Here is a 14,080-nt window from a genome sequence, read left to right as displayed (position 1 = left end):
AATTCAATATGTAAAATATATTTTCGATTACTCTGATATATCAATTTGACATACCATGAGGTGAACTATGAGTGTTTCTTACGATTACTACCGCATTTTCTATTACGTTGCCAAATATAAAAGCTTCACGCAAGCTGCCAACATCCTGCTCAGCAACCAGCCAAATGTCTCACGCGCGATCAACAACCTCGAAAACGAGCTGGGCTGCCGCCTCTTTATCCGATCCAACCGCGGCGTCACCCTTACTGCCGAGGGACAGTACCTCTTCAGCCGGGTTTCCGCGGCGCAGCGTCAGCTTGAGGCTGCCGAGGCAGAGCTGGCAGATGCCAAAAGCCTGCAGCATGGAATCATCTCGATCGGCGTAAGCGAGATTGCCCTGCATACCCTTCTGCTCCCCCGCCTGAAGGAATTCCACACCCTGTATCCCGGCATTCGCGTCCACCTCACAAGTGTAACGACCACCCAGGCAATCACCTCCCTGAAAATGGGACTCGTTGATTTTGCCCTGATCACCACCCCGGTGACAGTGCGCCGCCCGTTAAAGTCCACTCCTCTGATGGAGATCCATGAGAGCCTCTTTGGCGGACCCCGCTTTGCCGCGCTCGCCGAACAGACGCAGCAGCTGAAGGCCCTGCCGGACTATCCGATCATTCTTCCGAATGCCCAGACCGCGACCCGCGAATTCTACAACCACTTTTTTCTTGATCACGGGCTCTCCCTGATCCCGGAGATCGAAGCCTCCGTGATCGACCAGATCCTTCCTATGATCAAAAACGACCTCGGCCTCGGTTTTCTCGCAGAGGTTTTCTCCGCAGAAGCTGTAAAAAACAGGGAAATCTTCCATATAAAACTGGACTGCGAAATTCCCGCCAGAAGCATCTGTCTCGTCCGGGATACCTCCCGGCCAATGAATATCGCGGCAAAAGAATTTGAAAAAATGCTAAAGCAAAAATAAAACGGGGTGGCCAAAGCCACCCACAACTGTTATACAACTAATTTTCTGGAGTCCCGTTATTATTTTTTGACGCTTATTTTTTACCATATTTTAAGTTGCCATTTTTTCTTTTGATTATTATACCATACTTGTCTGCCCGCTTTTGTATCATGCTGTGCCCAGGCTCCGCACGTCGCCTCCTCTTTTCCGCTAGATAGTTCTGCGCAGAAAGACGCTAAATACATTTCCACGCTGCTCATCTGCTTCCCCTTTCATATAGCCCAGTTCATCTTTTACGATCTGCCGCGCCAGATACAGGCCAAGGCCGATCCCCTCCTGATCCTTTGCAGCTGCTCCCCGGTAAAATCTCTGGAAAAGCTTTGGGAATTCCTCCCTCTTGATCCTGATCCCCCGGCTGCAGACATTGATACGGATGTACGTCTCATATGCAAGCAGCTCCACAAGAATCGGGCTGCCCGGATCGCTGTATTTGACTGCGTTATCGAGCAGATTGAAAAAGACCTCCTCCGTCCACTTTTTATCCAGATAAGCCTCAAGCCTCTGATCTCCTGTAAGGCAAATGTCATTCCTGCGCTGCTCTGCCTTTGGAGAGACCTGGTCGATCGCAGACAGGAGAGCCGGCAATACGGGCTGTACCTTCGGCTGCAGGCTGATGATCCCTGTCTCCAGCCGGGAGAGCCGCGAAAAGCTTTCCCCAAGCCAGCCAAGCTTCTGCGCCTGTTTCTCCAGATTATCTGCAAAATGCTGATACTCCTCCGGCGAAAGTCCGCCATCCTTTAGAAATTCGCTGTACATTTTTATATTAGCGATCGGCGTATTGATCTGGTGTACAAGATCACTGACTGAGCTGCTGATCTGCGCCCGCAGCTGCTGCTCTCTTCGCTCATGTGAGTGATAGACTTCATAAAGGCGCTCCGCCTGCGTCTGGAATTTTCCCAGCAGAGAGTCTTCATTTTGCGGAAAATACGTGACCTTATGTCCCAGAAGCAGCTGCTCCAGCATATCGTCTACCTGCTCCATCGTCTTATTTGCGAGCTTTTTCAGCCTGTAGAGGCGGTATGATACAAAAATAAGCGCTGCAAGCAGCACAACCACTGCCGCAGACAGCGCTGTCATCATCCACGGGTTCATAGCCGGTCACTCCATTTATATCCAATGCCAAAAACTGTTTTGATATACTCCGGCTCCCTGGGGTCATCCTCGATCTTTTCCCGGAGTCTTCGCACATTGACGTTCAATGCTTTTTCGTCCACATAATTCTCATACGTATCCCACACCATGCCCAAAAGCTGCTCTCTTGTGAGCACCTGATTGGGGTGCGACAAAAATGCCTCCAGAAGCCGGATCTGCGTGGCTGTCAGCCGGATCTCCTGCTGTGCCTTTTTCAGCCGCTTTTCTCCATACTCATACGTCAGGTTTTTGCAGCGGTACATCCGGCTGTCCTCATTCCCGCAGTGCTTTAGCAGCACCTCGATCCTGCGAAGCAGCACTGCCATAGAAAACGGTTTTGTCACATAATCATCACAGCCTGCGTCAAAGCCCTGGAGCATATCTGTCTCCGCATCGCGGGCTGTCAGCAGCAGTACCGGCGTCTGGATACTTTTCCGGAGACGTTTCAGAAACAGCCTCCCGTCTCCGTCCGGCAGATTGATATCCAGGACCACCAGATCTACCGGCTGCTTCAGATATTCCGAAGCCTCTGCAAGCGATGCTGCGCAGTACACTTCGTATCCTTTTTTCGTGAGGGCGTACGCAATCCCCTCATTTAACATCGCATCGTCCTCTACTACCAGAATGTTCGCATCCATGTTATTGTGACAGTTCCTCTCTATCGCTTTTTGTCTATTACAGCTATCTTACTCAATTTCACGCAATCTTTCAACAATAGATTTCCGATTCAGCACTCTTACGAGCATCCACGTCATAAAGACACAGATCCCGGTCACCATACACAGCAGCAGTGCGGCAGATAAAAGAAACAGTCCTGCATGAAATCCGGTAAAGATCGAAGACTGCGCGATCAGATAGGACATCACGCCTCCCACACCCAGCATCAGAGCTACAGAAACACTCATAAATTTCATCGTATCAGTAAACAGCATCGCCCACATCTGCTTTTTCGTCATACCAATGGACTGCATTGCCGCCAGCTCAAGCTTTCTGGCAAATACGTCAGAGGTGATCGAATTGACCAGATTCGAGATCCCGATCATCCCCAGCAGACCTGCCAGCAGGAATCCAATCAGCTCAAAGGTCTGTTTCTGTGTACTCATCGCCATTCTTGTCGCGCTGCGCGATTCCAGGTTGAGCTGCGTGTTATGCTGCGCAGAAAGAAGTGTATTAAGCTGCTGGTGCTGCTCCGGCGTAATCTCCTGCTGTGTGGTGATCTCAATACTGCTGATGCGCTCCTCATAGTTCGGATACAGTTCACAAAACAGTGTATCCGACAAGATGATATTTCCGTTTCCGAAATCACTTCTTCCATATATATTCGGCTCTGTGAGCACTCCCAGGATCGTCAGCTCCTTTTTCGTGCAGTTGCCTTCGTCATCGTAAAAGCCGACCGTCACTACATCTCCCGCCTGCGCTCTGCCCTCAAATTCCTTTCCCAGCACATTGTCTATATCGGGAGATACCCAGATGATCCCTTCTCCTGCTGCAAATTTCTCCCAGTCCGGTGTCCCTTCACAGACGCCGGCATACTGCATTTCCAGTTCCATCATATCGGCCGGGATCCCCACCACGCCGAGTCTCCAGCGATTGCTCTTTGCCTGTCCCAAAAGATCCTGATCTCCGTACGTTCCCATATAGGAGCTGCTGTTTGCATAGACATTCATTTCGGTTTCCAGCGCGCCGTCCAGAGCCACGTCTGTCATTGAGCTCGAATAGATTCTTCCTACTGCTGTTTCACTATAATCCGGCATTATCCTGGCATGATATACCACCTCTACCCCCGTCACGAAAGGAAGCTGCGCGATCTCCTGCGGCAGCGTATCCGAAATCGGCTGGTACGGCTCCTCCAGATTCCATTCCGCAGCATCATGAAAAATCTTCGCATCCTTCATATTATAGCGTTCCACCGTGCGGTCCACGGAAAATCCCAGCGTCACATTGCAGACGATCAGAAAGATTGTACCGCTCAGTGTGATCGACAGGATCGTAAATATATTTTTCTTTTTTTTCGGAGAAAATCTGGCCGCCTCTACAGGAGAGATACGGCATGCCAGCTTCAGGGATTTTAGTGCGCTCACATATACTGTAAACCAGGAAAATACAGCTCCCAGGATCCATACTGCCAGCACGTTCGGCGCTTCATAAAACATTCCGTATATCGTCTGCCCCATCACCTTTGGGCCTACCAGATTTCCGAGCAGATAGCCCAGGACGTTCCCGATCACAATACCGATCAGCGCCAGGCGGCGGATCTGCTGCATCAGCACCTTTTTCAGCTGCTTTGCTGTCGTCCCGAGCGTCTTCATCATACCAAACCAGCGGATATCCGATGAGACGGAGATATAAAACACATTGTAGATCAGGAAATAGCCGCTCAGAACGATAAACAGGACTAGCAAAAGCGCAGGTCCTACGCCAAAGAGTACCTCACGCAGACTGTTTGTATGCTTCGTTCCAATCCCCTTTCCTGCGACCAGATCATTTGCCTCCTGCAGCTTCGCCATCACATCTGTCTTCATCAGAAGCGGATTCAAATTGTCAAGCTTTACGTAGATCGGCGAAGCCTGCTCCTGCACAGACGGATTGTACTGTTCTATAAATGCAGGAACCGTATAAATTTCATCATAGATGTCACTGATATTGATGAGCGGGTTTTTATAATACCCTGTGATCGTAAAAGAGATCGGCGTCTCCTGCATCTCTTCTCCCGATCCGGTCATCACGAGCAGCTCAATCCGGCTTCCTACGACAGGATCAACTCCCAGCCGTTTTGCCATCGTATCCGAGATCACGACCTCATCTGCGCTCTGCGCAAATCTGCCATCGAGCAGCTCGACAAAATTATGCTCAAAATATGTCTCATCCGGCGCTAAAAGCCGTACGTCCATCCCTGCAAATTCCTCATTGTGAAGCCCCGCCATACTGCACGGTCTCACCATATCTGCCCATTTGATCTGCGGCAGTTCGCGCAGCTGCTCCAGCGTCCCCGGCGTGCCGGTGATACTGCCCTCGCAGCCTGGTCCCGGCGCGGACTCGCCGTAGTTGCTGATCGTAGAAATAAAACTGATGCCCACGGTCCAGATCGCTGTGATCAGAAGAGTCGTCAGGGTGATCGCCAGAACCGCGATCCTGTTTCTGCTTTTATGGGAGCCATAATTGTCCTTTGCCAGCTCCTTCAGTACTTCCCGGTTAGAATTTTGAAACATCACCGTCACCTCCCACTATCTTTCCATCCTCCAGATGGATCACGCGGTCCGCCAGCTGTGCGATCTCCTCATTATGCGTGATCATAAGGATCGTCTGATTAAATTCCCGGCTCGTCATCTGCAAAAGTCCCATGACCTCTGCGCTGGTTCTGGAATCCAGATTGCCTGTCGGCTCATCGGCAAGAACAATCTTCGGCTTGGAAGCCAGCGCCCGCGCGATCGCCACCCTCTGCTGCTGTCCCCCGGAGAGCTGATTGGGGCGGTTGTGTATCTTCTCCGTCAGCCCCAAAAGCCGCAGGATCTTACTGATAAATGCTTCGTCCGGTCGGTTCCCGTCCAGACGGATCGGAAGTACCACGTTCTTATAGACATTTTGCATAGAGACCAGATTATAATTCTGAAAAATAAATCCGATATTTCTCCTGCGAAACACGGTGCGTTCCTCATCCTTCATATGCAGAAGTGACTGCCCTGCGATGATCACTTCTCCGCTGTCTGCATAATCCAGACCGCCCAGAAGATTCAAAAGCGTGGTTTTTCCCGATCCCGATGTGCCCACGATCGCCACAAACTCTCCTTCTTCCACCGAAATACTGATATCATCGACTGCTTTTACCAGATTCTCCCCTGAGCCATAATATTTCTTCAAATGTATTGTCTCCAAAATTGCCATAACAATCTCCTTTCTCCAGCATCTGTCTTCCTGCCGCCTGCACTTATAAAGTACACAGCAGACTGTGCTGTATCATCTGTGCACCTATCATAGCAAAGAGAAGTTACAATCTGGTAACAAAATAAAGAATAAAAATACCCTCCCCATCCGGTTTTCGTACCGGACAGGGAGGGCAAAACAGACGGTGATCAGCAGCTCGCTCCTCCTGCCAGGTGGAGCTTTGCAGCAAGGATTTCGTCCTTTCGCTGCAGGATCTCATCTGAGAGAAGCTCCCGCTCTACCTCCTCAAAACCAATTCTTGCGATCGTATCCGCAAACCGCTCTCCTGTATGTCCCTGCTCACGGAACAAAAGGATCGCCTTTTCTACTACATCCAGCACCTCTTCTTCTGATGTGAAAATCCTGGAAAGCGCTCTTCCCTGCGCAACCTTCTTTCCCCATCTCCCGCCGATATAGATCTTATATCCCGGCGTACCTTCCTCGATCGCGTCAAACGGACAGTTGCCGATGCAGCGTCCGCAGTTGTTGCAAAGCTCCTGGTCGATCTCCAGGACTCCATCCTCAACCTTTGCCGCCTTCATCGGACAGACCTTCTCGATCTTACATTTTTTGCAGCCATTGCACATATCTTCATCAAAATCCGGCACAAGCTGTCCCACAATGCCCAGATCATTCAGATCCGGCTTTACGCAGTTGTTCGGGCAGCCGCCTGTTGCGATTTTAAATTTGTGAGGAAGCTTTACGCTGCGGTATCCCAGATAAAATCTCTCATGGATCTTCTCTGACAGAGCAAAAGTATCATACAGCCCGTACTGGCACGTAGTCCCCTTGCAGGAAACGACCGGGCGCACCAGGGAGCCTGTCCCACCTGTCTGCAGGCCCGCCCCGGCGATATATTCCCGAAACGGCTCGATATTATCAAAGTGGATCCCACGGACCTCTACCGTAAGTCGTGTTGTGAACTCTACATCACCGTTTCCGAATTTCTCTGCCGCCTCTGCGATCACCTTTGCCTGCTGCGCTGTGATCTTGCCGTTTACTGTAATGACACGGCCATTAAACAGATCGGTCCCTTTGTTGTTCAAAAATCCTAATGCTTTCACTCTCCTGATCTCATCCGCGCTGATCGTACATGCCATAGTTCTGTCTCTCCTTTTCTTTTTCTTACGTTTTGTCTGTGCCAGAGGCTCTGTGAGCTTTTGTCACTGTGCCTCCACCTCGCTGAACATATTGCCGCCTTCCAGTACCTTTGTATCTGTATATCCGTAAAATTTCATGCGGTTCTGAAGCAGGTACGCCCGCTTCCCTTTGTTGCACACAAGCAGCAGCTTCTCATCCTTATCCAGGCCGTCGATCGGACCGTTCACCGTCACCAGATCCACATACGGCGCGCCCTCTGTGGTCGGCTGGATCGATGCATCGATCAGGCGATAGCCCTGCGCCGCACCGGCTGCGTACTCTGCCGGCGTAAAGGTCTCAAATGCGCCGTCAAGCTTATTCTTCAGGACATTCAGCGTATGAGCAAACGGATGGATCGCTGTGGAAAATGGAGGTGCATACGCAAAGTCAAGATCCGAAAGGTCCTCCAGCGTCCCTTTGAGCATAATGCCCGTCACCGCAATATCCACAATCTTATCGACTTCCCCTGCGCCAGCTGCCTGGATACCGATCAGCCGCCGTGTCTTTTTGTCCGCGATCATCTTTATCGCAAAAATACCCGATCCAGGATAGTAGTGTGCCTTGTCATCCACGATCGTCACTACGCTGACCGGATCAAAGCCCTCTTCCTGCGCTTGAGCCTGGGTCAGTCCCGTCCTTCCCACATTGATGCCGGGCAGCCTGCACACTGCTGTGCCAAGCACGCCGCGGTATGGGATCTTTGCTCCCATGATATTCTGCGCGATCACACGCCCTGCGATATTTGCCGTAGAGCCCATCGGCGACCAGACGGGGCGTCCGGTCAGAGCGTTGTGCACCATCGCACAGTCACCTGCCGCGTAGATATCCGGCAGATTTGTCTCACCATATTCATTGGTCAGGATCGTCCCCTTTACCATCTCAAGCCCTGTATCCTTCAGAAATTCCGTATTCGGACGGATACCCGCGCTTAAAACGACCAGATCTGCTTTATAGGTCTTCTTACTCGTAACGACCTTTTCTGCTTTTGTTTCCCCCTCGATCGCGGTGACAGCCACTCCTGTCACAACCGGGATCCCATGCTCAGAAAGCTTTCCCTCCACATACTCCGCCATCTCGGGGTCAAAGCCCGGAGCGAGGATCTGCGGAGCCATATCCAGCACAAATGGCCGGACTCCAAGCGCCTTTAAGTTTTCAGCGATCTCAAGTCCTATGTAGCCTGCACCGACTACCACTGCTTTTTTGATCCCGCCCTGGTCAATGACCTCCCGCATCCGGATCGCATCCTCCGGCGTTCTCATGAAAAATACATTTTCCAGCCCGCAGCCTGCGATCGGCGGCTTTACCGGGCTTGCGCCGACAGCGATCACGAGTTTATCATACGTATATTCCTTTGTCTCCTGTGTATTCAGATCAACTGCTGACACGATTTTTGCCTGCGGATCAACCTTCGTTGCCTCTGTCTGTGTCAGTACCCTTACTCCGGTCAGCTTTTCATATTTCTGCGGCGTATTTACGATCAGCTCCTCACGGTTCTCGATCACATGACCCACGTAATAGGGAAGCCCGCAGCCTGCATAAGAAATATCCTTCCCCTTATTCAGCACGATCACTTCATTTGACCGATCCTCTCTCATCAGCTTCGCAGCAATCTTTGTTCCGGCGGCAACGCCTCCAAGTACTAGTACCTTCATTTCGTCCACCTGTCCCTTCTCCATATATCAGCAGTAAAACATCGTTTTTTCTTACCGCGTTTATCATAACACTTGCTATTTTATAAGTAAAATAGTAATATTTTATGTAGCATATAGGTTTTTTCCTATAGCAGAACAGGAGGTATCTTATGGCTACGATCCGGCAGCTTGAAGTATTTATCGCTACAGCAGAATTCCGAAAAATGAGTGAGGCAGCCAAGCATCTCTATATCTCGCAGCCTACGATCAGCCAGATCATCTCTGAGCTGGAAAAAGAGTATCAGACCAGGCTTTTTGAACGCGGCACCAAAGAGCTGTGCATCACGCCCGCCGGCTCCCTGCTGCAAAAAAGCGCCCGCGAGATCCTCGAGATCCACCGCGCACTGCAGCAGAATATGAAAATGATCAACTCCATCCGTCCGCTGCGCGTGGGCGCTACCATGACCGTCGGAGCCAACATCATCGGAGCGATCACAGAAAATATGAACAAACGGTATCCTGACATTGATATTCATGTCAATGTCTCCAATACAAGTATCATCGAGCAGCTGCTTTTGCACAATGAGCTCGATATCGCCCTTGTGGAGGGTATCCCCGACAACCGGGAAATCAGTGCAAAGCCTGCGCTCCTTGACCGGCTGTGCATCATCTGCAGCAAAAATCATCCCTTTGCCGGCTCCTCCTGCCTGCACGCTGAGGATCTGCGCGACCAGAATTTCATTCTGCGGGAAAAGGGCAGCGGAACACGTGCGATCTTTGAAGCTTTTATGAAAGCCAAAAACATCCCTTATCAGATCAAATGGGAAAGCAGCAGCACGCCTGCCATCATCGACGCTGTGTCAAGAAACCTCGGGCTCGCTTTTTTATCTGAACGCTGTGCCGCCGATAAGGTCGCTGCCGGGATCCTCTGTCACTGCCCGGTACAGGATATCAATCTGGAGCGATTCTTTTATCTGTGCCACAACCGTTCCCATCCCATGACCAGCCAGATGCAGGATTTCACCGAATATATCAGCTCTCTTCCGGAGGACTTTCACTGAGCTCAGACCGCTGTTTTCTCTTCTGTACAAAAAATCCCTTCTATATAAAATGGGGGCTGCAACATACATCCCTGCATCTTGCAGCCCCCGCATACGGTCTGTGTCAGACAGCCTGTATTCTTTTTTCTGTGTTTTATTTTTTCTCTTCCTGTACTTCGATCTTACGGATCTCTTTTGTACGGATCTCTTTCGTGATCGCCGTGATAAAGTCATCCAGAGACTTCTGCCCTTCATCGCCCAGATAACGGCTTCTGACGGACACAACATTCTCCTCTTCTTCCTTTGCACCTACGACAAGCATATACGGTACCTTGGCAAGACGTGTCTCACGGATCTTGTAGCCGATCTTCTCCGAGCGATTATCCACACTGGAGCGGATACCGTTTTTCTTAAGCTCTGCATTTACCTTCTCTGCATAATCCGTGTACTTTTCAGAGATCGGCAGGACGCGTACCTGCTCCGGACACAGCCATGTCGGGAACAGCCCAGCATATTTTTCGATCAGCCATGCCAGTGTTCTTTCATAGCAGCCGATGGAGGTTCTGTGGATGATGCACGGACGCACCTTTTCACCGTTTTCATCAATGTAATACATGTCAAACTGTTCTGCAAGGAGCGCATCCCACTGGATCGTGATCATGGTGTCTTCCTTGCCATATACGTTCTTTGCATTAATATCAACCTTCGGTCCATAGAATGCTGCCTCTCCGACATCCTCTGTAAACTTGATATCAAGCTCTGTGAGCACCCGTCTGATGTGCTCCTCTGTCTCATTCCATACCTCCGGATCGCCGATATATTTCTCCTTGTTATCCGGATCCCACTTAGAGAGATGATACGTCACATCTTCCTCTACGCCAAGTGTCTGCAGGCAATATTTTGCCAGCGCCAGGCAGCCCTTGAACTCTTCTACCATCTGATCCGGCCTTACGACCAGGTGGCCCTCAGAGATCGTAAACTGGCGTACACGGGTCAGTCCATGCATCTCGCCGGAATCCTCGTTTCGAAACAGAGTAGAGGTCTCGCCGTAGCGCAGAGGCAGATCACGGTAGGAGTGCTGCTCTGCCTTGTATACGTAATACTGGAATGGGCAGGTCATCGGACGGAGCGCGTATACCTCCTTGTCCTTCTCCTCATCACCAAGCACGAACATACCGTCTTTGTAGTGATCCCAGTGGCCGGAAATCTTGTACAGATCGCTCTTTGCCATCAGCGGAGTCTTGGTACGCACGTATCCCCACTCATTGTCCTCGAGATCCTCGATCCAGCGCTGCAGCTCTTTCACAATGATCACGCCCTTCGGCATCAGAAGCGGAAGCCCCTGTCCGATCACATCTACTGTTGTAAAGAGTCCCATCTCCCGTCCAAGCTTGTTATGATCGCGCTTTTTCGCTTCTTCAAGCTGTTCCAGATGCGCTGCCAGCTCCTCTTTCTTCGCGTATGCCGTACCATAGATACGTGCCAGCATCTTGTTCTTTTCATTTCCTCTCCAGTAAGCGCCTGAAGAAGAGATCAGCTTAAACGCCTTGATATTCTTTGTGCTCATCATATGCGGACCTGCGCACAGATCGACAAAGTCTCCCTGACGATAGAAGGAAATCTCCGCATCCTCCGGGAGATCACGGATCAGCTCTACCTTGTACGGCTCGCCCTTTTCTTCCATGAATTTGATCGCTTCCTCTCTCGGAAGTGTGAACTTCTCCAACTTCGCGCCCTCTTTGATGATCTTTTTCATCTCTTTTTCGATCTTGTCCAGATCCTCGCGTGAAAACGGCTCATGGTCAAAATCGTAGTAAAAGCCCGTCTCGATCGACGGTCCGATCGCAAGCTTTGCCTGCGGATACAGTCTCTTTACCGCCTCTGCCAGCACATGCGATGTCGTATGGCGCAGCGCAGCCAGACCTTCCGGTGACGACGGCGTCAGAATGTTCAGTTCACAGTCTGCGTCTACGACGGTGCGCAGATCGACAACCGCTCCGTTTACCTGAGCGGCAGTAGCCATTCTTGCCAGCCCTTCACTGATATCCGCCGCAATGTCATACACAGACATCGGCTGTGCATATTCTTTCTTTGATCCATCCTTCAGTGTAATGATCATATCACTTCAGCTCCTTTTCTTCGTATTCATAATCTGTCTGGTATTCTGGCCGCATCCGCTTTGCTCCCGCCCGCAGGCGGCTGTCATTTTCCGGTTCTGCACGGCTCAGTTTTTACGAAAAAAAAACGTCCCATGCAGCCTTTCGGACTGCATGGGACGGGCAACTTTCATCACTCGCGGTTCCACCCTGCTTGTCTGTACTGTGACGCGGCGTATCGATTGCTTCGCCGGATCACGTTCTGTATCAGACCTCTCGTTTGGCGATAACGGCGCCTGCCGGACCGGATTGGGGCCACTCCGAGTTAGTTTTCAAATGGTTCCGCATAAGGGACTTCCAGCAAATCGCCCTCTCTCTGGATGCTTCCGCATTTTACTCTTCTCATCCACGTATTTTGCTTTGTTGTATTGACCAGATACCATATATCTGCATGGTTTCTCCCGTTTCGGGAAAATCTGTAATCAGTATAACATGTTCATCCGTTTTGTCAACACCCGGACCGTGATTTTATTTGACGTTTTATCGTTCCTGCTGTGCCGGTCTTTTCCGGTAGACCCACCGTTCCACCGCGCCGAAGACAATGCGGTCGATCGCGATCCCGATCAAAATGATCACCGCCATCACGAGCATGACCTGGTTCATATCTGCCAGGCTGCGCCCTGTGCTCAGCGTCTGTCCAAGACCGATGCAGGTGGTCATCACTTCTCCCGACATCAGCGCCCGCCATGCAAAAGACCAGCCCTGCTTGAGCCCCGCGATCAGCTCCGGCAGGGCAGCCGGAAAAATAATCTTCCAGTAAAGCTGCTTTTTGTCCACGCCCATTGACAGCGCGGCTTTTTTGTAAAGCAGCGGTACATTGCGGATCGCGTGATCGGTCGCCACTGCCAGTCCGAATACCGATCCCATTACCACAACAAAAAGGATCGCCTGCTCAGTCAGACCAAACCACAGGATTGAAAATGGTACCCAGCAAATGCTGGGAAGCGTCTGTACGCCCATGATAAGCGGTCTCATATTTCGCCTGAGAAAACCAAACTGGTTCATCAGAAGTCCCATCGTCATCCCGAGCAGCACCGCAAGAACGTAGCCCAAAAAGCCGCGGGCAAGGCTGCTGCCAGCCGCCCGCAGAAGGCTCCCGTCCGCAGTCAGCCGCCAAAACACTGCCCATACCCCTGCGGGGGACGGCAGCGCATATGGCTTCCACAGGGCGAAGACCTGCGTACCAAGTACATACAGAGCCTGCCACAGAAACACCAGCGCTGCAAAAAATCCGATTGTCTGCAAGGACTCTCTTATCTTTTTATTCTTCTCCATCCTGTACCTCCTCCAGGATCCGGTGCCGATACTCCACAAATACATCATCATATACGTGGCGCGGCCGCGGCAGATCAATCCTGATCACATCCCGGATACTCTTCTCTTTTTCTGACAGCACCACGACCCGGTCTGCAAGATACACTGCCTCTTCGACACTGTGCGTGATAAAAAAGACCGTTCTGTTCATTTTCATCCAGATCTCCTGAAGCTCTCTGCGCATCCGGTTCGCCGTCTGCTTGTCAAGAGCCGAAAATGGCTCATCCATCAGAAGGATCTCTGTGTCCAGGGTCAACGCCCGCGCAAGCGCCACCCTCTGCCTCATACCTCCGGAAAGCTGATGGATCGGATAATCGCGATACGCCTCCATCTGCACCATGCGGAGGTAATGCAAGGCCCGCTCCTCCTGCTGCGACTTCGGTACGCCTGCGACTTCCATGCCAAATTTTACATTCTCGATCACATTTCTCCACGGAAACAGCGCATGCTCCTGGAACATCACTACGCGGTCTGCGCCCGGACCGGTGACCGCTTTCCCGTTCAGGAGAATCTCTCCGCCCGTCGGCGTCTCCAGCCCTGCGATCAGATTTAAAAGGGTGCTCTTCCCACAGCCGCTCTTTCCCACCACACACAGAAATTCACCATCTGCTATTTCCAGATTGATATCTGCAAGCGTTGGCTCCTGCGCATGTTCAAACTGCTTTGTCACATTTTTTATGATCAGTGTCATACGTTTTCCCTTCCTCCCGGTACTCTCCTGTGCAGGTTTCTTCCCATCCTGCGAGCCGTCTG

At 51.2% G+C, this 14,080-nt stretch carries 11 protein-coding genes; 2 read left to right on the top strand and 9 right to left on the bottom strand.

From position 1 onward, the window contains the following. Positions 1-67: 67 nt before the first annotated feature. Positions 68-955 carry a LysR family transcriptional regulator gene (locus QOX44_RS16765; RefSeq protein WP_283684864.1) on the top strand — a complete coding sequence of 296 codons (888 nt, stop codon included), beginning with the start codon at positions 68-70 and terminating at the stop codon, positions 953-955. A 189-nt stretch (positions 956-1,144) separates the two neighbouring features. On the opposite strand, the gene QOX44_RS16760 is transcribed toward QOX44_RS16765, so the two are convergent. From QOX44_RS16760 to QOX44_RS16735, 6 genes are all read right to left on the bottom strand, one after another. Further along, positions 1,145-2,086, bottom strand: a complete 942-nt coding sequence (locus QOX44_RS16760) for a sensor histidine kinase (RefSeq protein WP_283684863.1) — start codon at positions 2,084-2,086, stop codon at positions 1,145-1,147. After that, on the bottom strand, positions 2,083-2,763 hold the full coding sequence (locus QOX44_RS16755; protein ID WP_283684862.1) for a response regulator transcription factor: 681 nt from the start codon (positions 2,761-2,763) through the stop codon (positions 2,083-2,085). The genes QOX44_RS16760 and QOX44_RS16755 overlap by 4 nt, the downstream gene beginning before the upstream one ends. Positions 2,764-2,811: 48 nt before the next feature. After that, on the bottom strand, positions 2,812-5,334 hold the full coding sequence (locus QOX44_RS16750) for an ABC transporter permease (RefSeq protein WP_283684860.1): 2,523 nt from the start codon (positions 5,332-5,334) through the stop codon (positions 2,812-2,814). Next, on the bottom strand, positions 5,318-6,007 hold the full coding sequence (locus QOX44_RS16745; protein ID WP_283684859.1) for an ABC transporter ATP-binding protein: 690 nt from the start codon (positions 6,005-6,007) through the stop codon (positions 5,318-5,320). Before QOX44_RS16745 ends, QOX44_RS16750 begins: the two co-directional genes overlap by 17 nt. Before the next feature lie 188 nt (positions 6,008-6,195). Then, positions 6,196-7,146 carry a 4Fe-4S binding protein gene (locus QOX44_RS16740; RefSeq protein ID WP_283684858.1) on the bottom strand — a complete coding sequence of 317 codons (951 nt, stop codon included), beginning with the start codon at positions 7,144-7,146 and terminating at the stop codon, positions 6,196-6,198. 63 nt (positions 7,147-7,209) lie between these two features. Continuing rightward, complete coding sequence (locus QOX44_RS16735; protein ID WP_283684857.1) at positions 7,210-8,838, bottom strand: FAD-dependent oxidoreductase; 1,629 nt, start codon at positions 8,836-8,838, stop codon at positions 7,210-7,212. Between the two features lie 149 nt (positions 8,839-8,987). Between QOX44_RS16735 and QOX44_RS16730 the strand changes: the two genes are divergently transcribed. Then, on the top strand, positions 8,988-9,878 hold the full coding sequence (locus QOX44_RS16730; protein WP_283684856.1) for a LysR family transcriptional regulator: 891 nt from the start codon (positions 8,988-8,990) through the stop codon (positions 9,876-9,878). A 133-nt stretch (positions 9,879-10,011) separates the two neighbouring features. On the opposite strand, the gene thrS is transcribed toward QOX44_RS16730, so the two are convergent. The 3 genes from thrS to QOX44_RS16715 form a co-directional block, all read right to left on the bottom strand. Continuing rightward, entirely contained in the window at positions 10,012-11,976 is a 1,965-nt protein-coding gene (gene thrS / locus QOX44_RS16725) for a threonine--tRNA ligase (RefSeq protein ID WP_283684855.1), read from the bottom strand. Between the two features lie 517 nt (positions 11,977-12,493). Beyond that, positions 12,494-13,288: an ABC transporter permease gene (locus QOX44_RS16720; protein WP_283684854.1), complete on the bottom strand. Its 795-nt coding sequence runs from the start codon at positions 13,286-13,288 to the stop codon at positions 12,494-12,496. Beyond that, positions 13,275-14,018, bottom strand: a complete 744-nt coding sequence (locus tag QOX44_RS16715; RefSeq protein ID WP_283684853.1) for an ABC transporter ATP-binding protein — start codon at positions 14,016-14,018, stop codon at positions 13,275-13,277. Before QOX44_RS16715 ends, QOX44_RS16720 begins: the two co-directional genes overlap by 14 nt. Positions 14,019-14,080: the final 62 nt, after the last annotated feature.

Origin of the sequence: Parablautia sp. Marseille-Q6255, from assembly GCF_951230155.1 — a bacterium.
Taxonomy (GTDB): domain Bacteria; phylum Bacillota; class Clostridia; order Lachnospirales; family Lachnospiraceae; genus Choladousia.
Note: the sequence above shows the minus strand (reverse complement) of the source record. Positions and strands in the feature narration are given on the sequence as shown.